The 19779-nt window shown below is 74.1% G+C and carries 17 protein-coding genes and 1 pseudogene; 5 read left to right on the plus strand and 13 right to left on the minus strand.

Features of this window, described 5'->3' with window-relative positions:
* Positions 1-11 precede the first annotated feature (11 nt).
* The 4 genes from SCK26_RS17320 to SCK26_RS17335 form a co-directional block, all read right to left on the minus strand.
* Positions 12-1283, minus strand: a complete 1272-nt coding sequence (locus tag SCK26_RS17320; RefSeq protein WP_318202212.1) for an aspartate kinase — start codon at positions 1281-1283, stop codon at positions 12-14.
* Between the two features lie 164 nt (positions 1284-1447).
* Positions 1448-2110: a DUF5063 domain-containing protein gene (locus SCK26_RS17325; RefSeq protein ID WP_318202213.1), complete on the minus strand. Its 663-nt coding sequence runs from the start codon at positions 2108-2110 to the stop codon at positions 1448-1450.
* Positions 2103-2702 (minus strand): recombination mediator RecR, encoded by a 600-nt coding sequence (gene recR, locus SCK26_RS17330; protein WP_318202214.1) that lies wholly within the window; start codon positions 2700-2702, stop codon positions 2103-2105. The genes SCK26_RS17325 and recR overlap by 8 nt, the downstream gene beginning before the upstream one ends.
* A gap of 82 nt (positions 2703-2784) precedes the next feature.
* A complete protein-coding gene (locus SCK26_RS17335; RefSeq protein ID WP_318202215.1) occupies positions 2785-3126 on the minus strand; it encodes a YbaB/EbfC family nucleoid-associated protein in 342 nt (113 codons plus the stop codon).
* Positions 3127-3387: 261 nt separating this feature from the next.
* On the opposite strand from SCK26_RS17335, the gene SCK26_RS17340 reads away from it, so the two are divergent.
* On the plus strand, positions 3388-4140 hold the full coding sequence (locus SCK26_RS17340) for an SLATT domain-containing protein (RefSeq protein WP_318202216.1): 753 nt from the start codon (positions 3388-3390) through the stop codon (positions 4138-4140).
* 92 nt (positions 4141-4232) lie between these two features.
* On the opposite strand, the gene SCK26_RS17345 is transcribed toward SCK26_RS17340, so the two are convergent.
* Both SCK26_RS17345 and SCK26_RS17350 read right to left on the minus strand, forming a co-directional pair.
* Positions 4233-5183 carry a hypothetical protein gene (locus SCK26_RS17345; RefSeq protein ID WP_318206187.1) on the minus strand — a complete coding sequence of 317 codons (951 nt, stop codon included), beginning with the start codon at positions 5181-5183 and terminating at the stop codon, positions 4233-4235.
* A 585-nt stretch (positions 5184-5768) separates the two neighbouring features.
* A pseudogene (locus SCK26_RS17350) lies at positions 5769-7166 on the minus strand (serine/threonine-protein kinase); the annotation flags it as partial.
* Between the two features lie 255 nt (positions 7167-7421).
* On the opposite strand from SCK26_RS17350, the gene SCK26_RS17355 reads away from it, so the two are divergent.
* The 3 genes from SCK26_RS17355 (at position 7422) to SCK26_RS17365 (ending at position 10359) form a co-directional block, all read left to right on the plus strand.
* On the plus strand, positions 7422-8777 hold the full coding sequence (locus SCK26_RS17355) for an aspartate aminotransferase family protein (protein ID WP_318202217.1): 1356 nt from the start codon (positions 7422-7424) through the stop codon (positions 8775-8777).
* A gap of 126 nt (positions 8778-8903) precedes the next feature.
* Positions 8904-9599 (plus strand): GntR family transcriptional regulator, encoded by a 696-nt coding sequence (locus tag SCK26_RS17360; protein ID WP_318202218.1) that lies wholly within the window; start codon positions 8904-8906, stop codon positions 9597-9599.
* 109 nt (positions 9600-9708) lie between these two features.
* Positions 9709-10359, plus strand: a complete 651-nt coding sequence (locus SCK26_RS17365) for a hypothetical protein (RefSeq protein ID WP_318202219.1) — start codon at positions 9709-9711, stop codon at positions 10357-10359.
* 66 nt (positions 10360-10425) lie between these two features.
* Here SCK26_RS17365 and SCK26_RS17370 read toward each other — a convergent pair whose 3' ends face one another.
* Entirely contained in the window at positions 10426-11709 is a 1284-nt protein-coding gene (locus tag SCK26_RS17370; protein WP_318202220.1) for an adenylosuccinate synthase, read from the minus strand.
* 212 nt (positions 11710-11921) lie between these two features.
* Here SCK26_RS17370 and SCK26_RS17375 point away from each other — a divergent pair, with 212 nt between their 5' ends.
* Positions 11922-12746, plus strand: coding sequence for a diacylglycerol kinase (locus tag SCK26_RS17375; protein ID WP_318202221.1), 825 nt, complete (start codon positions 11922-11924; stop codon positions 12744-12746).
* A 13-nt stretch (positions 12747-12759) separates the two neighbouring features.
* Here SCK26_RS17375 and SCK26_RS17380 read toward each other — a convergent pair whose 3' ends face one another.
* From SCK26_RS17380 to SCK26_RS17405, 6 genes are all read right to left on the minus strand, one after another.
* Positions 12760-13980 (minus strand): cytochrome P450, encoded by a 1221-nt coding sequence (locus SCK26_RS17380; RefSeq protein ID WP_318202222.1) that lies wholly within the window; start codon positions 13978-13980, stop codon positions 12760-12762.
* 59 nt (positions 13981-14039) lie between these two features.
* Entirely contained in the window at positions 14040-14720 is a 681-nt protein-coding gene (locus SCK26_RS17385; RefSeq protein WP_318202223.1) for a response regulator transcription factor, read from the minus strand.
* Positions 14717-16108, minus strand: coding sequence for a sensor histidine kinase (locus SCK26_RS17390; protein WP_412080755.1), 1392 nt, complete (start codon positions 16106-16108; stop codon positions 14717-14719). Before SCK26_RS17390 ends, SCK26_RS17385 begins: the two co-directional genes overlap by 4 nt.
* The gene (locus tag SCK26_RS17395) at positions 16101-17312 is read right to left on the minus strand and encodes an acyltransferase family protein (RefSeq protein WP_318202225.1); all 1212 of its coding nucleotides are present in this window, start codon (positions 17310-17312) and stop codon (positions 16101-16103) included. Before SCK26_RS17395 ends, SCK26_RS17390 begins: the two co-directional genes overlap by 8 nt.
* Complete coding sequence (locus SCK26_RS17400; RefSeq protein WP_412080756.1) at positions 17305-18633, minus strand: alpha/beta hydrolase; 1329 nt, start codon at positions 18631-18633, stop codon at positions 17305-17307. The genes SCK26_RS17395 and SCK26_RS17400 overlap by 8 nt, the downstream gene beginning before the upstream one ends.
* Before the next feature lie 123 nt (positions 18634-18756).
* Entirely contained in the window at positions 18757-19680 is a 924-nt protein-coding gene (locus SCK26_RS17405; RefSeq protein ID WP_318202226.1) for an alpha/beta hydrolase, read from the minus strand.
* Positions 19681-19779: the final 99 nt, after the last annotated feature.

Consider the following 19779-nt stretch of genomic DNA (forward strand, 5'->3'; position numbering starts at 1 on the left):
CGTACCCCGGCTCATCGGCCGGTGCCTCCGTAGACGACGGCCTCGTCGGAGTCGGAGTCGAGCCCGAAGGCGGTGTGCACGGCGCGGACGGCCTCGGGCACGTCGTCGGCGCGGGTGACGACCGAGATGCGGATCTCGGAGGTCGAGATCAGCTCGATGTTCACGCCCGCGTTGCTCAGCGCCTCGAAGAAGGCGGCGGTGACGCCCGGGTTGGTCTTCATACCGGCGCCGACCAGGGAGATCTTGCCGATCTGGTCGTCGTAGCGCAGCGAGTCGAAGCCGATGCCGGGACGGTTGCGCTCCAGCGCGTCGATGGCCTTGCGGCCCTCGGTCTTCGGCAGGGTGAAGGAGATGTCCGTCAGCCCGGTGGCGGCGGCGGACACGTTCTGCACGACCATGTCGATGTTGACCTCGGCATCGGCGATGGTCCGGAAGATCGCGGCGGCCTCACCCGGCTTGTCCGGCACGCCGACGACCGTGATCTTGGCCTCGGAGGTGTCGTGCGCGACACCGGAGATGATGGCCTGCTCCACCTTCTTGTCCCCAATCGGCTCACTGCTGACCCATGTGCCCTGAAGTCCGCTGAACGAGGACCGGACATGGATCGGGATGTTGTAGCGGCGGGCGTACTCCACACAGCGGTGCAGCAGCACCTTGGACCCGGACGAGGCCAGCTCCAGCATGTCCTCGAAGGAGATCCAGTCGATCTTCCGGGCCTTCTTCACCACACGCGGGTCGGCGGTGAACACGCCGTCGACGTCGGTGTAGATCTCGCAGACCTCGGCGTCGAGCGCGGCGGCGAGCGCCACGGCCGTCGTGTCGGACCCACCGCGGCCCAGCGTGGTGATGTCCTTCTTGTCCTGGCTGACGCCCTGGAAACCGGCGACGATGGCGATGTTGCCCTCGTCCAGGGCCGTCCGGATCCGGCCCGGCGTGACGTCGATGATCCGGGCTTTGTTGTGGACCGAGTCGGTGATGACGCCTGCCTGGCTGCCGGTGAAGGACTGCGCCTCGTGGCCCAGGTTTTTGATCGCCATCGCCAGCAGGGCCATGGAGATCCGCTCTCCGGCGGTCAGCAGCATGTCGAACTCCCGCCCGGCAGGCATCGGAGACACCTGCTCGGCGAGATCGATCAGCTCGTCCGTCGTGTCGCCCATCGCGGAAACGACGACGACAACCTGGTTGCCGTTCTTCTTCGCTTCCACGATCCGCTTGGCGACGCGCTTGATGCCCTCGGCATCGGCTACGGAGGAGCCTCCGTACTTCTGCACGACAAGGCCCACGTGCGCTCCTCGCTCGGTTCGTTTGTGTCGGCTCAGTCTAACGAGCGTCCGAATTCCACCATCCTGCTCCCGCATGGTGAGACATCGTCCGCCCCGGTCGGACCCTGCCCAGCGCGCGGCGCACCACTCCCAAAGTGCCCCGGCTCACAACCGGCGGACGGGCGCTACTGCGCCGGCCGGATGCCCAGCGGAGCGCCGATCTCCTCGGCCATGACCCGGCCCGCCTCGAACTCCAGCGTCTCGTCGCCTATGTCGGCCTGGTCGGTGTCCAGGCCGTCCAGCTCCTCCAGGGGCTGGTTCAGCCGGACGTGGATGAGGACGGACTGCAGGGCGCGCAGCACCGCCGAGGCCATCCCTCCCCAGTTGGAGAAGTACGAGAACTGCCACCACCACAGGGCCTCGGTGGTACGGCCCGCGCGGTAGTGGGCCATGCCGTGCCTGAGGTCGGTGATGATGTCGGCGAGGTCGTCGGAGATCCGGGCCGGCACGGGCGCCTTGCGGGGCTCGTACGGGTCGAAGACCTCGGAGTAGACGTCGACCGGGTCCAGCAGCCGGGCGAAGTTCTCGCGCAGCTCGTCCACGTCCGGCTCGGGGCCCGGGTCGGGCTCGTAGCGCTCGTCGGGGACGAAGTCCTCGTGGGCGCCCAGCCGGCCGCCGGCCAGCAGCAGCTGGGAGACCTCCAGGAGGAGGAAGGGGACCGCCGAGCCCGGCTCGGCGCCCCTGGCCACCTCCGTGACGGCCACCAGGAAGCTCTCCACCTGGTCCGCGATCTGCACCGCGAAGTCGTCCGGGTTCTGCGTCGTGGCATGCAGCGTGGCATCAGACATCTAGCAGTCGTCTCCCCTCGAAGGCGCGGCCGAGGGTCACCTCGTCCGCGTATTCCAGGTCGCCACCCACCGGGAGGCCGCTGGCCAGGCGGGTGACCTTCAGGCCCATGGGCTTGATCATGCGGGCGAGGTACGTGGCCGTCGCCTCGCCTTCCAGATTCGGGTCCGTGGCCAGGATCAGCTCCGTGACCGACCCGTCGGCCAACCGCGCGAGAAGTTCCCGTATACGCAGGTCGTCGGGTCCGACGCCCTCGATCGGGCTGATCGCGCCGCCGAGCACGTGGTACCGGCCGCGGAACTCACGGGTGCGCTCGATCGCGACGACGTCCTTCGGCTCCTCCACCACACAGATGACGGCGGGGTCGCGGCGCGGGTCGCGGCAGATGCCGCACAGCTCCTCCTGCGCCACGTTGCCGCAGGTGGCGCAGAAGCGCACCTTCGCCTTGACCTCCAGCAGGGCGTGCGCGAGCCGCTTCACGTCGGCCGGCTCGGCCTGCAGGACGTGGAAGGCGATCCGCTGCGCGCTCTTGGGACCGACGCCGGGCAGCCGCCCCAGCTCGTCGATGAGGTCCTGGACCACGCCTTCGTACAACGGACTGCCTTTCCTGGAGACCTTTCGGTACGTACGGTAGTTGCCCTGCGCCGCCGCCCGGAAGGCGGCGGCCCGGAGCGGGTCAGAACGGCAGGCCCGGGATGCCGCTGCCGCCGCCCAGCCCCTGCGCCAGCGGGCCGAGCTTCTGCTGCTGGAGCGTCTGCGCGTTCTGGTTGGCCGCCTGGACGGCCGCCAGGATCAGGTCGGCGAGGGTCTCGGTGTCCTCCGGGTCCACCGCCTTCGGGTCGATCCTCAGCGCGCGCAGCTCGCCGGCGCCGGTCACGGTGGCCTTCACCAGGCCGCCGCCCGCCTGCCCGTCGACCTCGGTGTTCGCCAGTTCCTCCTGCGCCCGCGCCAGGTCCTGCTGCATCTTCTGGGCCTGCTGGAGCAACTGCTGCATGTTGGGCTGGCCACCGGGGATCACGATCAGCTCCTCGCCGTCTTCCGCGTCGTCGTCTCCGACGTTTTCTCAGTCGTCAACGAGCCTACGTGGTCCACGCGGTCGCTGCCCTGCCACTCTTTCGAGTGAGAAAGACGGCTGTCCTATACCTGATCAAGGCCCTCTTCCGGGCGGAAAAGCGGGGAAACCTCCCTCTCCGCCACCCGTTGGGCGGTAGGAAGGGGGCCGCGCGTCGGCATGGAATGTCACGCAACGCGACCGGTCGTGATCAGTAGGGAGTGCCGGGTGGGTCAGCCGGAGATGCAGCCCGAGGGTCCGCCTCAGGACGGGCGGGGCGAGGGGGCGGCCGGGCTGCGGCCGGGCGATCTGACCGGGCGGACGTTTCCGCTCGGGGACTGGGGCGAACCGGCCGAGCGGCTGGACGAGCTGTACCGCTGGGTGGAGCGCCGGGGACTGGAGACGGCCGCCTGGTATCTGCGGGACCGGTCCCGGAAGCGGCGCGGGGCGCGCGCGCTGCGGGTCACCACGGCGGCCGGGGCGGTGGCCGGGGCGGCGCTGCCGCTGCTGGACCTCACCGGGGTGGCCGCCGGGACGGCACCCTGGGGCTGTCTGGCGCTGCTGCTCGCGGGGGCCGGCGTGGGTGTCGACCGGTTCTTCGGGTGCACGTCCGGCTGGATGCGGGACGTGGCCACCGCCCAGGCGGTGCAGCGGCGGCTCCAGGCGTTGCAGTTCGACTGGGCCTCGGAGAGCGTGCGGGAGGTGCTGGGCCCGGCGGAGGGCACGGCGAGCGAGGCGGCCGAGCGGTGCCTGGCGGTGCTGCGGCGCTTCTCCGAGGACCTCGCGGAACTGGTGCGCACGGAGACGACCGACTGGATGGCGCAGTTCCGCGCGGGCCCGGCCCCGCTGGACCTCCAGACGGCGGTGGCCGCGGTGCCCCGGCAGGAGACGGGCGGCGCGGGCGGGGCGCGCTTCCCCCTGCCGCCGGCGAGCGGCAGCCGCCCCAACATGCCGAGGCAGCGCCCACCGGAGCCGCGCTGACCCTCGGCCGCAGGGCCGGCGCACCGCCGTCGAGGCCCGGCACCGACCTCCTTCGCCCGCCGTTCGACCACCCGGCCGCCAGAGCGGGTTCGTCACTCCTTGCTGTACGTCAGGCTCTCCCCGCCGCTCGCCTTGGCCCGCTTCAGGCGTCCGTCCGGCAGCAGGGTGATCTCGGTGGCCTCGCCCGGGGTGCAGGAGGAGGCGGGCTCCCCGGTGGTGACGGTGGACGGCCCGATCGCCAACGGCCCGTTCCCGGCGGGTGCTTCGGCCAGCTCGGCCTCGAAGACACAGTGGTACGACCCGCCGCTCTCGGCCGGCCCGTCCGCGACCAGGGTCAGCACGGTGTCCCCGACCTCGCCCTGCCGGATGGTCAGTTCACGGGTGCCGGTGCCGCCCGCGTTGCCGAGGGTCGTCCGCCAGGTGCCCAGATAGGCGTCCGGGACCGACCCCGCGGCGGACGTCCGCGAAGTGCTCGGAGTGGGCGCGGCCGACGTGGCCGTGGGGGCGGCCGAGCCGTCCCGGGGCGTGGCGGCGTGCGTGGGGACCGGGCCGCTGCCCTGGTTCCGGGCGCCGCTGCCGTTCTTCATCAGCGCGTACACCGAGCCGCCCGCGCCCAGCGCCACGACCAGCGCGATCACGACGAGCAGTGCGGTGGACCGGCCGCTGCGCCGCTCCGGCTCCGCCGGTGGGCCGGCGTCCGGCGGGCCGTACGGCGGTGTGGAGCCGAGTCCGCCGGCATAGGGCTGGTACGCCGGCGCCTGCCGCGCCCCGCCCCAGGCTCCGGCCCCGGTCTGCTGGGGGTAGCCGTAGGCGGGGTGGGGGTGCTGGGGATGCGGCTGGGGCTGCGGAGCACCGTACGCCGGGGGCGCGGCGGGCGGAGTCCGGCGGGTGGCGGCGGGGGGCAGGTGGCTGCCGGGAGCGGAGGCGCCGCCGTCGGAGACGGGCGCGTGCTCGGGAGACCCGTCGACGACCGGCCCCCTGTACGGCCCCCCGGCCCCGGCGGACCCACCGGCACCGCCGGACACCGCGGACGCGGTGGGCATCGTCGTACCGGCGGGCTCCCCCGGCCCAGGCGTCCCCGGCCCTCCGGGCGTCTCCGGACCAGCGGGCCACCCCGTGCCGACGGGCGTTCCCGGCCCGGGAGGCGTGCCCGGCCCGGCGGGTGCGCCCGGTCCAGGAGGTGTGTACGGCCCGGCAGGTGCCCCCGGCCCGGCGGGTGCCCCCGGACCATAAGGCGCGTCCGGCCCGGCGGACGTCCCCGACCCATAAGACGTTCCCGGCCCGGCGGGTGCCCCCGGACCATAAGGCGCGTCCGGCCCGGCGGACGTCCCCGACCCATAAGACGTTCCCGGCCCGGCGGGTGCCCCCGGACCATAAGGCGCGTCCGGCCCGGCGGACGTCCCCGACCCATAAGGCGCGCCCGCCCCGGCAGGCACCCCCGGTCCAGCGAGCGCGCCCGACCCGGGAGGCGTTCCCGGCGCTGCGGGTGTCCCCGGCCCATAAGGCGTTCCATGCCCGGCGGGCTCCCCCGGTCCAGCGGGCGCCCCCGGCCTCGGAGGCGTCCACGGCCCTGCGGGTGTCCCCGGCCCATAAGGCGTGTGCGCCCCGGCGGGCATTCCCGACCCATGAGGCGTTCCCGCCCCGGCAGGCGCCCCCGGTCCAGCGGGCGCCCCCGGCCTCGGAGGCGTCCACGGCCCTGCGGGTGTCCCCGGCCCATGAGGCGTTCCCGGCTCAGCGGGCGCCCCCGGTCCAGCGAGCGCGCCCGACCCGGGAGGCGTTCCCGGGCCGGCGGTCCCGCCCGCACCGGCGGGCCATCCCGCTCCGGCCACGCCCGCGCCCGGGTGTCCCCCGCCGGGCTGACTCCCACCCGCGTGCGCCCGGCCCGAGTCACGGTGGCCGTCCCAGCCGACGGGCCCACCAGGTTCACCGGCGAGCCACCCCGCACCGACGGCCGCTCCCGGTCCGTGAGGCGTTCCGGGCCCGGCAGGTGCTCCCGGTCCCGCGGCCCCGCCCATACCGGCGGGCCACCCCGGTCCGGCCGTGTCCGTGCCCGCCGGAGCCGTGCCCGGGTGTCTCCCGTCGGTGGTGCCGTCGTCCTCCTCCGGGCTTTCCGCCTCCAGTAGCCGTACGGCGTGCCGGCCGAGTTGGGCGACCAGGGCGCTGGGCAGCCAGGGATCGCGGGAGCGGCCGCCGGTGACCGTGTCCTCCACCCCGGTCCGCTCCAGGATCGCCTCCAGCGAGGGCCGGTTCGCCGGGTCCTTGCGCAGGCAGTCCCGTACCAGGTCGGCGACGCCCTCCGGCACGCCCGTCAGGTCCGGCTCCTCCTGGGCGATGCGGAACATCAGCGCGTGGACCCCGCTGTCGGCGGTCCCGAAGGGCAGCGACCCGGTCGCCGCGTAGGCGAGCACGGACCCCAGGCAGAACACGTCGCACGCGGGCGTGATCCGGTCCCCGCGCACCTGCTCGGGCGCCATGAACCCGGGCGACCCGACGAGCGCGCCGGTCCGGGTGAGCCCCTCCACGCCCGAAGCCGGGCTCTCCAGCGCCCGCGCGATTCCGAAGTCGATCACACGCGGCCCGTCGATGGTGACCAGCACGTTCGACGGCTTGAGGTCCCGGTGCACGATCCCGGCCGCGTGGATGTCCCGGAGCGCCTGCGCGAGCCCCGCCGCCAGGATCCGTACCGACCGCTCGGGCAGCGCCCCGTGGTCGTGCCCGACGACCCGCTGGAGGCTCGGCCCGGCCACGTACCCGGTCGCCACCCAGGGCACCGGCGCCTCGGTGTCCGCGTCCAGCACCGGCGCGGTCCAGTACCCGCCGACCCGGCGCGCGGCGTGCACCTCCTGCCGGAACCGCGCCCGGAACTCCTCCCGCTCGGCCAGTTCCGCCCGGACGAGCTTCACCGCCACGGTCCGGCCCCGGTCCGACCGGGCCAGGTACACCCGGCCCATGCCGCCCGCGCCGAGCCGCGCCAGCAGCCGGTAGGCCCCGATCGCCGACGGATCCCCCGGTCCCAGCTTCTCCATCCCCGCGCCGCCTTCCCCCCCATAGGTCTGCAACGCCCGACAATAGTGCGCCGGTACGTCACCTCGCCCGGGCCCGGTCCCACGGTTCCGCGACAGGAACCGACCGCGCCGGGAACCGGCCACGCCGGGCATCGCCGGGAACGCGCCACGCCCGCCCGGTGCCGCCGCCCGTCGACAATCTGTCGCGGATTCCCCCTGTCCACGGAACAGGACGCCGATATGCCTTCCGCATCGCGGACATCTACCCTCACCGGCATGACCCCTCAGCCCAGCCCCGAAGCCGGCGCCGCAGTGAAGGCCGCCGACCGCGCGCACGTCTTCCACTCCTGGTCCGCCCAGGACCTCATCGACCCGCTCGCCGTCGCCGGCGCCGAGGGGTCGTACTTCTGGGACTACGACGGCACCCGGTACCTGGACTTCACCAGCGGGCTCGTCTTCACCAACATCGGCTACCAGCACCCCAAGGTCGTCGCGGCGATCCAGGAGCAGGCCGCGAAGCTGACCACCTTCGCGCCCGCGTTCGCCGTCGAGGCCCGCTCGGAGGCGGCCCGGCTGATCGCCGAGCGGACCCCCGGCGACCTGGACAAGATCTTCTTCACCAACGGCGGCGCGGACGCCGTGGAGCACGCGGTGCGCATGGCCCGGCTGCACACCGGCCGCCCCAAGGTGCTCTCGGCCTACCGCTCGTACCACGGCGGCACCCAGCAGGCGGTCAACATCACCGGCGACCCGCGCCGCTGGGCGAACGACAGCGGCTCGAACGGCGTCGTCCACTTCTGGGCGCCGTTCCTCTACCGCTCCCGCTTCTACGCCGAGACCGAGGAGCAGGAATGCGCCCGGGCGCTGGAGCACCTGGAGACGACGATCGCCTTCGAGGGCCCGGGCACCATCGCCGCGATCATCCTGGAGACCGTCCCGGGCACCGCCGGCATCATGATCCCGCCGCCCGGTTACCTGGCCGGCGTGCGCGAGCTGTGCGACAAGTACGGGATCGTCTTCGTCCTGGACGAGGTCATGGCCGGTTTCGGCCGGACCGGCGAGTGGTTCGCGGCGGACCTGTTCGATGTCGTCCCCGACCTGATGACCTTCGCCAAGGGAGTGAACTCGGGGTACGTGCCGCTCGGCGGTGTCGCCATCTCCGGGAAGATCGCCGAGACCTTCGGCACGCGCCCCTACCCGGGCGGCCTCACCTACTCCGGCCACCCGCTGGCCTGCGCCGCCGCCGTCGCCACGATCAACGTGATGGCGGAGGAAGGCATCGTGGAGAACGCCAGGCGGCTCGGCGAGAGCGTCGTCGGCCCCGGCCTCGCCGAGCTGGCCGCCCGCCACCCGAGCGTCGGCGAGGTGCGCGGCACCGGCATGTTCTGGGCGCTGGAGCTGGTGCGCAGCCGCGAGACCCGCGAGCCGCTGGTGCCGTACAACGCGGCCGGCGAGGCGAACGCCCCGATGGCCGCCTTCACCGCCGCCGCCAGGCGGCACGGGCTGTGGCCGTTCGTGAACATGAACCGCACCCACGTCGCCCCGCCGTGCACCGCCACCGAGGCCGAGCTGAAGGAGGGCCTGGCCGCACTCGACGCCGCGCTGAGCGCCGCCGACGAGCACACCGTGTGACCGCACACGACTGCCGCCGCACCGATTCGAACGCGTAAGGTGGCGTGCCCGTAAGGAAGAGGGACCCGCGGATATCGCGGGTCCGTACGAGCACCGCACCCGGACGTGTGAGGAGAGGCACGGAGCATGCCCGGAAACGGCCCCGTGACGCGCAGCACCCTGCGCCAGCAGATCGCGGACGCGCTCCGTGACGAGGTGCTGGCGGGACGGCTGCGCCCGGGCCGGGCGTTCACGGTCAAGGAGATAGCCGACCAGTACGGCGTCTCCGCCACCCCGGTCCGCGAGGCGCTGGTCGACCTGTCCGCGCAGGGCATCCTGGAGGCCGACCAGCACCGCGGCTTCCGCGTGCCGGAGTACTCGGTCACCGACTACCGGCACATGATCGAGGCCCGCGGCCTGGTCACCGACGGCATGTTCCAGGTCCTCACCGCGGGCCATCCCGCCTTCCGCACTCCGCCGGAGGACCCCCGCACCGGCGCGGCCCTGGCCACCGTGCGCCGCCGCGGCGAGGAGGCCCAGCGGGCGGCGACGGCCGGCGACCTGACCGTCCTCATCGGCTACGACCTGCGCTTCTGGCGCGAGCTGAGCGCCCTGTTCGGCAACCCCTACCTCGGCGACTTCCTGCACCGGCTGCGCGTGCAGTCCTGGGTCTGCGCCGTGCAGCACCTGCTGCGCCTGCCCGATCTGCGCGGCCGGCTGTGGGACCGGCACACCGAGCTGGTCGACGCGCTGGCCCGGCGCGAGGCGGAGACGGCCCGCGCGCTCGTCGCCGACTCGAGCGCGCACTCGCTGGCACTGCTGGAACACCTGGCGGCCGGGTAGACGACCGATACGGGCCCACGGGGCAGCGCCCCGGGGCCCGAGCGACTACCCTTCCCTGACCACCCGCTGCCGTGCGTGACGGCGCACCCGCCGATGCGAGGAGCCTTCTTTGGCCTGTGACCTGTGGCTGGTACCGCTCGTGGACGTGTTGTGCCACACCCCGGACAACCCCTTCGCCGAGGAACTCGCGCAGTACGACAAGGCGCTGGCCGAGGCCGGCCTGCCGCCGGTGCCGGTGTACCAGTACATGCCGGGCCTGTCCGGCGACGTCGCCCCGGTCGCCGGTTTCGACTACGACGCCCTGCACTTCCTGCGCCGCGCCCACCTGCTCCAGGTCTGCGGCCTGCCGGTGACGCCGGTGGACGAACTCGGCGGCGACTACGAGCAGTTGCTGGAGATGTTCGAGACGACGGCCCAGCAGTCGCACCTGGTCTGGCACTACGACCACGCGGGCGCCTACGTCCCCGTGGACTTCCCGCACCCGCTGTCCAACGACGAACTCCTGGCGGGCGGCGGCCCCTTGGGCTCCTCGCAGGCCCTGCTGCGGGAACTGCAGCACGTGGCTCCCGCGATCGGCATAGACCCCGCCAACCCCCCGGCCGCCCCCGCCCCGCCCCCGGCCCCCACGGAGCTGGAGGAACCGGCGGTCCCGGCCCCCTACGACCCCAGCCCCTTCGCCCGGGAACGCCACGTCTGGCTCGGCCTCCACGCGGCCGCCACCCGCTCCCTCGCCCAGGGCTCGATGATCGTCTTCAGCTGAGCCGCGGAAAAACGGCGGACGCCCTGCCGGCCGGACCGACAGGGCGTCCCACGAGCGGCGCCCGCTCTACAGGAACGAGTTGATCTCGATCGTCTCGTCGCGGCCCGGGCCCACGCCGATCGCGGAGATCGGGGCGCCGGACATCTCCTCCAGCGCCTTGACGTAGCTCTGGGCGTTCTTCGGGAGGTCGGAGAAGGACTTCGCCTTGCTGATGTCCTCGCTCCAGCCCGGCAGCATCTCGTAGACCGGCTTCGCGTGGTGGAAGTCCGTCTGCGAGTAGGGCAGCTCCTCGACGCGCTTGCCGTCGATCTCGTAGGCCACGCAGACCGGGATCTGCTCCCAGCCGGTGAGGACGTCGAGCTTGGTCAGGAAGAAGTCGGTCAGGCCGTTGACGCGGGTGGCGTAGCGGGCGATGACCGCGTCGAACCAGCCGCAGCGGCGGTCCCGGCCGGTGGTGACGCCCCGCTCGCCGCCGATGCGGCGCAGCGCCTCGCCGTCCTCGTCGAACAGCTCCGTGGGGAACGGGCCCGCGCCCACACGGGTGGTGTAGGCCTTCAGGATGCCGATCACACGGCTGATCTTCGTCGGGCCCACGCCCGCGCCCGTGCAGGCGCCGCCCGCCGTCGGGTTCGAGGAGGTCACGAAGGGATAGGTGCCGTGGTCGATGTCCAGCAGCGTGCCCTGGCCGCCCTCGAAGAGCACGACCTTGTCGTCCTCCAGGGCCTGGTTCAGGACCAGCACCGTGTCGGCGACGTACGGCCGGATCTGCTCGGCGTAGCCCAGCAGCTCCTCGACCACCTGGTCCGCGGCGATCGCGCGCCGGTTGTACAGCTTGGTCAGGATCTGGTTCTTGACGTCGAGCGCCGCCTCCACCTTCTGCTGGAGGATCGACTCGTCGTACAGGTCCTGGACCCGGATGCCCACGCGGTTGATCTTGTCCGCGTAGGTCGGGCCGATGCCGCGGCCGGTCGTACCGATCTTGCGCTTGCCGAGGAAACGCTCCGTCACCTTGTCGACGGTCACGTTGTACGGCGTGATGACGTGCGCGTTACCGCTGATCAGGAGCTTGGACGTGTCGACGCCACGCTCGTTCAGACCGCTCAGCTCGGAGAGCAGGACCGACGGGTCGACGACGACACCGTTGCCGATGACCGGCGTACAGCCGGGCGACAGGATTCCGGAAGGGAGCAGGTGCAGTGCGTACTTCTGGTCGCCCACGACAACCGTGTGGCCGGCGTTGTTGCCGCCCTGATAACGCACCACGTAATCGACGGAACCACCGAGGAGATCCGTCGCCTTTCCCTTGCCTTCGTCACCCCACTGAGCACCGAGCAGCACAAGTGCGGGCACGCGCGTACACCCCTTCCGGGCGGGGCATGTCCAAGGTCGGGGGCATGGGCGTAACGTTCACCGCCGCGTACCACCGCGACCGTCGTCGGTCGCACAACCGTCGGACCGGATGCCCCGGAATAGACGAAGCCCCTGGCGCAATAGCGCAAGGGGCTCTTGCACAAAGATGCTACCCGAGGAAGCGAGGCAGGACCGAGGTGGCGACTTCCGCGATGTCCGAACAGCTGCTGGTGATCATCGATCCGGCGGCACGACAGGCGGACGGGGAGTCCGTACGGATCGCGAAAGACGTGCTCAGCGCGGGTGCGGCGGCCAAGCTCTGTCTGCCGGACGACCCCGAGGAATTCGCCCGCGCCCTGGGCCGCAGGGGGTCGCGGCGGCCGGTCGTGGTGGGCGACGGCCGGGCCCTGGCGCGGGCCGTCGCCCTGCTGCACCGGCAGGGGGAGCTGGGCGGGTGCGCGCTGTCGGTGGTCCCGGTCGGGGACACCTCGCTCGCCGAGTCCCTCGGGGTGCCCGGCGGCGCGGTGGCGGCGGCACGGGCGGTGCTGGACGGTACGGCGCGGCGGCTGGACCTGCTGGTCGACGACGGTGACGACGTGGTGCTGGGCGCGCTGCGCATCCCCTCGGCGCCGGTGCGGCCGCCCGCCGCCGCACCGGTGCCCATCTCCGCGGGCCGGCCCTGGTACCGCTCGCTGGTCCGCACGCTCGCCGCCCGCCCGGCCCGGCCGGCCACCGTGCCGGCGCCGAGCGCGGCCCGGCTGCGGGTGGAGGTCGACGGGCAGCCGGTGGTCGACACGGACCAGCCGGTGGAGGCGGTGTCGGTGACGCCGGGCACGGCCGGGATGGCCTCGGTGGAGGTCCGGCCGATGTCCGTGGGCGCGGAGGCGACCCCGCTGCTGGCCGCCGGCCGCACGGTGACGGTCACCGGGGCGGAGTTCCGCTACCGGGCGGACGCCGTGGTGTCGGGTCCGGTGCGCCGGCGGAGCTGGCGGGTGGCGGAGGGCGCCTGGAGCCTTGTCCTGCCCGCCGGGCACTGAACGCCGCCACGGCTCACCGCACCTCCACGGCGAGCCCCCGCAGCCCCCTGATCACGAAGTTCGGGCGGCGTTCCGGCTCCGCCGCGAGGGCCAGCGTGGGCGCCCGCTCCAGCAGGGCCGTCAGGGAGGCGGCCAGCTCGACACGGGCCAGGGCGGCACCGACGCAGTAGTGGATGCCGGCGCCGAAGGAGATGTGCGGGTTGTCCCGGCGGGCCAGGTCCAGGCGGCCGGGGTCGGCGAAGACGGCCGGGTCGTGGTTGGCGGAGCCGAAGAGCAGGGCCACCTCGGCGCCCCTCGGGACCGTCGTGCCGCCGATCTCGATGTCGTCCAGGACCCAGCGTTCGAAGAGCTGGAGCGGGGTGTCGTAGCGCAGCAGCTCCTCCACGGCGGACGGGACGAGGCTGTGGTCGGCGCGCAGGGCCGCGAGCCGGCCGGGATGGCGGAACAGGGCGTACCAGCCGTTCACCGTGGCGTTGACGGTCGCCTCGTGGCCCGCGTTCAGCAGCAGCACCACCGTGGAGACCAGCTCCTGCCCGGTGAGGCGGTCGCCCTCGTCGTGGGCCGCGATCAGGGCGGAGACCAGGTCCTCGCCGGGCTCGGCGCGGCGGGCCGCGATCAGTTCCCGGAGGTAGTCGGAGAACTCCACCGACGCCCGCACCGCCCGGGCCGCCGTCTCCTCGGACGGGTTCAGCTCGTACATCCCGCAGATGGCCGCCGACCACGGCCGCAGCAGCGCCCGGTCCGCCGCCGGGATGCCGAGCAGCTCGGCGATCACCGCGACCGGCAGGGGTTCCGCCACGTCCGTCAGCAGATCGCCGCCGCCGTCCGCGACCAGGGCGGCCACCAGCTCGTTCGCCAGCCCGTGCACGTACGGCGCGAGCCGCTCCACCGTGCGCGGGGTGAACGCCTTCGACACCAGGCGCCGGATCCGGGTGTGGTCCGGCGGCTCCAGGTCGAGCATCCCGTGGTCGTTGAGGGTGTGGAAGGGCTCGTGCTCCGGCGGGGGCGGGGTCCGGCCGAACTCCTCGTGCGTGAACCGGTGCAGATAGGTACGGCCGAGCCGGCGGTCCCGCAGCAGCGCCGAGACGTCCGCGTGGTGCGGGACCAGCCACTGGTCGGTCGGCTCGTACCGGATCACCCGGCCGCGGGCGCGCAGCTCGGCGTAGGCCGGATACGGGTCGGCGACGAACGCCGGGTCCCAGGGGTCGAAGACGTGGTCCGCAGCAGCTGCCATGGACGGACGCTAGCCCGGCCCGCCCCGGTGTGGCCAGCGTCGCCGCGGCCCGTCCGGGGTCAGCGGACGCCGGGGCGGACCACGCCGGACTCGTAGGCGTACACCGCGGCCTGGGTGCGGTCGCGCAGGCCCAGCTTCACCAGGATCCGGCCCACGTGCGTCTTCACGGTCTGCTCGGCCACGACCAGCCGCTCGGCGATCTCCGCGTTCGACAGGCCGTGCGCGATCAGCGCCAGCACCTCCGTCTCCCGCTCGGTCAGCTCGCCGACGCGGCGCCTGAGCGGGGCCCGGCCGCTGCCGTCCAGGCGGGAGAACTCCGCGATGAGCCGCCGGGTGATGCCGGGGGCGAGCAGGGCGTCACCGGCGGCCACGACCCGGACCGCCTCGGCCAGCTGGTCGGCGGAGGCGTCCTTGAGCAGGAAGCCGGAGGCGCCCGCCCGCAGCGCGTCGTACACGTACTCGTCCAGGTCGAACGTGGTCAGCACCAGCACTCTTACGGCGGGATGGTCCTCGGTGATGCGGCGGGTCGCCTCGATGCCGCCCAGCTCCGGCATCCGGATGTCCATCAGCACCACGTCCGGGGCCAGTTCGGCCGTCCGGGCGATCGCGTCCCGGCCGTCCACGGCCTGTCCGGCCACCTCGATGTCCGGCTGGGCGTTGAGCAGCACGGTGAAGCCCTGCCGGACCATCTGCTGGTCGTCGGCGATCAGGACGCGGATGCTGCCGGTACCGCTCGTCATGAAGTCTGTTCTCCTGTCGGGCGCTTATCGGACGGGCCCGGGACGTCCCCGGGGAGGAAGGCCGTGACGGTGAAGCCGCCGTCCCCGGTGCCGCCCGCCACGAGCCGGCCGCCGAGCATGGCGGCGCGTTCGCGCATGCCGAGCAGTCCGTGTCCGGCGCCCGGGGAGGACGGGGCGGGGTGCGCGGGCGGGGAGTTGCGCACCATCAGGCGCAGGCCGTCCGGGAGGTGTCCGACCTCGACCCGCACCCGGGAACCGGGCGCGTGCCGCAGGGCGTTGCTCAGCGCCTCCTGCACGATCCGGTACGCCGACAGCTCCACGCCCGGCGCGTACGGCCGTGTGCCGCCCACGACCTCGGCGGTCACGTCCAGCCCGGCCGCGCGGGTGTTGTCGATCAGCGCGTCGAGCCGGTCCAGGGTGGGCTGGGGGGCGTCCGGGGCCGCGCCGGTGCCGGGGGCGGCCAGGCCGCCCGGGTCCTCGGGGTTCTCCGACCGCAGCACCCCGAGGACCCGGCGCAGCTCGGTCAGCGCCTCCAGCGCGTTGCCGCGGATGCCGGAGAGGTTCTCCAGCAGCTCCGGCGGCGGGTTCTCCACCAGGTGCGGGGCGACCTGGGCCTGGATGGAGATCACCGACATGTGGTGGGCGACCACGTCGTGCAGCTCGCGGGCGATCCGGCTGCGCTCCTCCAGCAGGGTGCGGCGGGCCCGCTCCTCGACGCTGATCGTCGTCTGCTGGACCAGTTCCCTGCGGGCCTCCTGCCGGCTGCGCAGGGCGGCGCCGGTGACGGCCGTGACGGCGCACAGGGCGACCGCCATCGGACCGGTGGCGGAGTAGTGCTCCGCTCCCATGAGGGCCTGGAGGGCCCAGGTCACCGCGGTGGTCACGGCGAGCGCGGCCACCACGGCTGCCAGCCGGACGCGCAGGGCGAGCAGCAGGAAGACCGCTATGTGGGCCACCAGCGCGGGAGTGGACCAGGGCCAGTTGGGGGCGGGGCCGTGGGCCGGGAGGGCGGCCAGGTGGGGGCGGGCGAGGAGGGCGGAGACGGCGGCGGCGGCCAGGGACAGCGCCCAGGCGGGGACGGGCCGCCAGCCGGCCAGGAGGAGGGCGGCGGCCTGGAGGGCGGTGGTGATCAGGGCGACGGGGAAGGCGATGCCGTAGGAGCCGGAGACCTCCGCGCCGCCGCCCACGGCGATGACCAGCGCGGTCCAGCCGAGGACGACATAGGTGAGCAGGCGGGCCCAGCGGTACCGGGAGTACGGGGGCGAGTTCCGGGTGGGGGCCTCGCCCAGCCAGGTCCGCAGGCGGCCGGGGACACGGGGCGGGGTGCGGGGGCCCTCGGCGGGGGCGGCGGTCGGGTCCTCGGGCTGCACGAGATCAACTTTAGGCATGGTGCGGGGACTTCGTCGGCGGCAGATGCCGGTGGACCACCCGCGACGGCCGGCGGCGCGGGCCCCGCTCGTGGTGGCGGAAGGCCGCCAGGCACAGGGCCAGCGCCAGCGCGAACACGGGCAGCCAGGCCAGGCGGTACGCCACCCAGAGCGGGGAGTCGGGAGCGGTGTGCAGACCGGGCAGGCGGCCGGCCATGAGACCGGTGGCGGTGGTGGCCGCCATCGCCGTCTGGTGCCAGAGGAAGATCGTCGTCGCGGAGAGGTTGACCAGGGCCACCGCCGCCCCGACCAGGGGCCGGGCCGTCGCGCGGCGCAGCCGGTCGCGCAGCAGCAGCGCCAGACCGCACTGGGCCAGGCCGAAGGTGACGACCGCCAGGGTCGGCGGGTCCAGATGGGAGACCGCGCCGCCGGGAACGCCTGCCATGGACGCCGGATAGCCCGCGCAGCCGACGAGGAGCGCCGTGGCCGCCGTACCGCCGAGCAGCAGGACCAGGGCCGCGCGGCGGCTGCGCAGCTCGCCCCGGGCCCATGCGGCGCCCAGGGTGTAGGGGACCAGCCACCCGGCGGCCAGGTTGGTCCAGCCGAGCCAGGACGGGCCGAGGTGCAGGCCGAAGCGGAGCAGGTCCACGTGCAGGACGACGGCGAGCGGCCAGAGCGGGCTCAGCCGGGCGACGAGCGGGGTCGCGGCCGTCAGCGCGGCGAGGACCAGCAGGAACCACAGCGGGGACAGCGCGAGTTCCACCAGGCTGTGGACGGTGGCCGCAGGGGCGCCGCCGAGCAGCAGGGCAACGGTCGTCACCGACCACAGGGCGGCCAGGGCGGCGACCGGGCGGAGCAGCCGGGTCAGCCGGGCGCGCAGCCAGCGGCCGTAGGAGTCGCCTCGGGCCTGGGACGCGGCCAGGCTCCGGGTCGCCGCGTGGCCGCCGACCAGGAAGAGCACGGCCAGTGCCTGGAACAGCCAGGAGACCGGGGCCGGCCAGGGCTGGTGGCGCAGCGGGCTCTCGGTGTGCAGGGCGCCGTCCCGCGCGACCAGGGCGGTGACCAGCCAGTGGCCGAGGACGACACCGAGGATCGCGAGGGCCCGCAGCGCGTCCACCGCGCGGTCCCGGGAGGCGGGAGTGGCGGCGTCCAGGCGCCGGGCGGCCGCGCGGAGGGCGTCCTGGGCGCGGCGCGGGGCGCGGGCCCGGGGGGTGTGCTCAGTCACCGGTCACCTCCGAGGTCTCGCCGAGGGTGATCCGGGCCAGGTTGGCGAGGGAGGCCGAGCCCGGGGTGAAGTAGCCGCTGTGGTCGGCGCCGGCCGCGTCGAAGACCCGGGCGCCGAAGGCGGCGGAGACGGGGTCGGTGCCGAAGCCGACGGTGGTGCCGGTGCCGAACAGGCCGGTCCGGATGTGCGGGACGTGCGCCACCCAGTCGTCGCTGCCGCGGGCCGCCCAGACGCGGGCGCGGGTGCGCAGGTCGGCGGCGGAGTCCGCGCCGGTGCCGGGGCTGCCGATCAGCGCGATGTCGTCCGCGGCGAGGCCGGGGGCGGCTCGGCCGCAGACCACGGAGCCGTAGGAGTGGCAGAGGAGGGTGAGGTGGGTGGCGGCGGGGGCGGCGGTCCGCAGGTGGCGGACGAAGGCGCGGAGGCGCGGCGCGGCCTCGTCGGCCCGGGTGGTGGTGGTCACCGTGGTGCTGACCGTGGCCGGCGTGTCGTAGCCGAGCCAGGCTATGACGGCGACGGGGGTGTTCTCGGGAGTGCGGCCTTCGGTGGGGTGGTGGGTGAGTGCCGTGTACAGGGACGCGGCGGCGCGGTGGAAGCGGGGGTAGGTGTCGAGGGTGGTGTCCGAGCCGGGGACCAGGACGGCGACGCGGCGGGCGTGGGCCAAGTCGCCCATCACCTCGATGACTTGGCCGTTGCCCCGGCCGTCGAAGGCGAGGAGGCGGCGGGCGGGAGCGGCGAGGGCACGGTCGGCGGCGGCGCGGCGCGTGTCGCCGTGGGCGGCGGCCATGCGGGCGGCGTCGGCGGCGTTCTTCCTGTTCGCCGCGTAGGCGGAGGAGAGGGCGGCCGGGGTGAGGGAGGTCGTGAGGTGCGCGGGGGGTGGAGCGGGGATGGCGGGGCGGGCCGCGCCCGCGAGGGGGATGACTATGGCGGCGGTGAGGAGGGCGGCGAGCAGGGCGCGGAGGGGGGTGCGGCGCGCATGGGGATGGGGGCGCGGCGCGCGGGTGTTTCCCGCCCGCACCGACCGTGCGGCCACCGTCGCCGGGTGCGGGTGGCCCTCGCGGGACCCGATCCCCGTCGGCGGTTGCGGGTGCGCGGTGGAACGGGCTTCCACCCGCACGGCCGGAACAGCCCGCACCGACCGTGCGACCGGCGTCGCCGGGTGCGGGTGGCTGTCGTAGAGCCCCGTCACCGTCGGCGGCCGCGAGTCCGTCGTGCGAGGGGTTTCCGCCCGCACGGGGTTCGTTGCCGGGTGCGAGTGGGCGTCGTCGGAGGTGATCGCGCTTGGCGGGTCCGGGTGGGTGGTGGGTCGTGCGTGGTGCCCCATGGTGGCTTCCTCTCGGTCGCCCGGCCATCGGGCTCGACTGTCGAGGAAGTTACGGATCGCCGGCTGTCGCCGGCGTCCCGCCAGGGAGCTGTTGTGGCGCGTAGCTCTCAGGTACTACGGGTACTACCAGGCGAGTTGGGCGATCTCCTCCGCCACCACCGCGCAGGCGTCCGCCGCCGGGTCGATCAGCGGGAAGTGGCCCACGTCCTCCAGCAGCGTCAGCCCGGCCACCTCCCCCGCCTTCGCCGCCGCCTCCGCGTACGACTCGGCCACCTGATGCGGCACGACGATGTCCGCCCGGCCCTGGACCAGCGTCGTGGCGATTCCCGTCGGCAGCAGGAGCACCGGGTCCGCGTACGGACGGCGCCCGGCGAACCCGCCCTGGCCGCCCAGCAACTGCCACGCCGCGTGGTCGCACACCCCGAGTTTCTCCGCCGCCTCGAAGTCCGCGATCGGCGCGAGCGCCACGACACCGCGCAGCGGCGCCGGACGGTCGACGCGCCACGGGGCGTCCGCCGGCAGCAGGTGCCGGGCCGCCGCCCACAGCGCCAGGTGGCCGCCCGCCGAGTGCCCGGTCAGCACCGTACGGCGGGCGTCCGCCTGCGGAAGCGCCGCACGGACCAGCGCGGGCAGGGCGTCCAGGGCCGCCGCCACGTCGTCGAAGGTGTCCGGCCAGCGGCCGGCGGGCGGCACGCTTCCCGCGCCGTCACCGACGTCACCACCGTCACCGCCGGTCCCGTCTTCCGCCCCGCCCCGCCGGTACTCGACGTTGGCCACCGCGAAGCCCCTGCGGGCCAGGAAGTCGGCGAACGGGGTGACATGGCGTCGGTCGTAGCGGGCGCGCCAGGCACCGCCGTGCAGGACGACGACCAGCGGGGCGGCGGCTATGGGGCCGGCGGTCTCCGGGCCGGGGCGCGGGGCGTAGAAGTCGATCACCTGGTCGGGATGGTCGCCGTACGCCGCGGTGACGTCCGGGTCGACCGGCGGATGCGAGAGGGCCGACTCCTCTTCGGCGGCGGCGCGGGCTGCTGCGGCGTCGTCCGGCATGCTTCAACCTCTCAGCGGCGTAACAGGGGTGGCGGACCAGGAGGCAAACGGCCGTTGGCCGGGACGGTATCAGGCCGGTGACGTGCGGGGACACGGGTA

This window comes from Streptomyces sp. SCL15-4 (genome assembly GCF_033366695.1).
Lineage (GTDB): Bacteria > Actinomycetota > Actinomycetes > Streptomycetales > Streptomycetaceae > Streptomyces.

What these genes read in the sequence shown, in the direction of transcription:
- SCK26_RS17375 (WP_318202221.1), top strand. Translation starts at nt 11,922, where the DNA reads ATGTCCGAACAGCTGCTGGTGATCATCGATCCGGCGGCACGACAGGCG.
- SCK26_RS17325 (WP_318202213.1), bottom strand. Translation starts at nt 2,110, where the DNA reads ATGTCTGATGCCACGCTGCATGCCACGACGCAGAACCCGGACGACTTC.
- SCK26_RS17400 (WP_412080756.1), bottom strand. Translation starts at nt 18,633, where the DNA reads ATGGGGCACCACGCACGACCCACCACCCACCCGGACCCGCCAAGCGCG.
- SCK26_RS17360 (WP_318202218.1), top strand. Translation starts at nt 8,904, where the DNA reads ATGCCCGGAAACGGCCCCGTGACGCGCAGCACCCTGCGCCAGCAGATC.
- SCK26_RS17355 (WP_318202217.1), top strand. Translation starts at nt 7,422, where the DNA reads ATGACCCCTCAGCCCAGCCCCGAAGCCGGCGCCGCAGTGAAGGCCGCC.
- SCK26_RS17390 (WP_412080755.1), bottom strand. Translation starts at nt 16,108, where the DNA reads ATGCCTAAAGTTGATCTCGTGCAGCCCGAGGACCCGACCGCCGCCCCC.
- SCK26_RS17345 (WP_318206187.1), bottom strand. Translation starts at nt 5,183, where the DNA reads ATGCCCACCGCGTCCGCGGTGTCCGGCGGTGCCGGTGGGTCCGCCGGG.
- SCK26_RS17385 (WP_318202223.1), bottom strand. Translation starts at nt 14,720, where the DNA reads ATGACGAGCGGTACCGGCAGCATCCGCGTCCTGATCGCCGACGACCAG.
- SCK26_RS17380 (WP_318202222.1), bottom strand. Translation starts at nt 13,980, where the DNA reads ATGGCAGCTGCTGCGGACCACGTCTTCGACCCCTGGGACCCGGCGTTC.
- SCK26_RS17405 (WP_318202226.1), bottom strand. Translation starts at nt 19,680, where the DNA reads ATGCCGGACGACGCCGCAGCAGCCCGCGCCGCCGCCGAAGAGGAGTCG.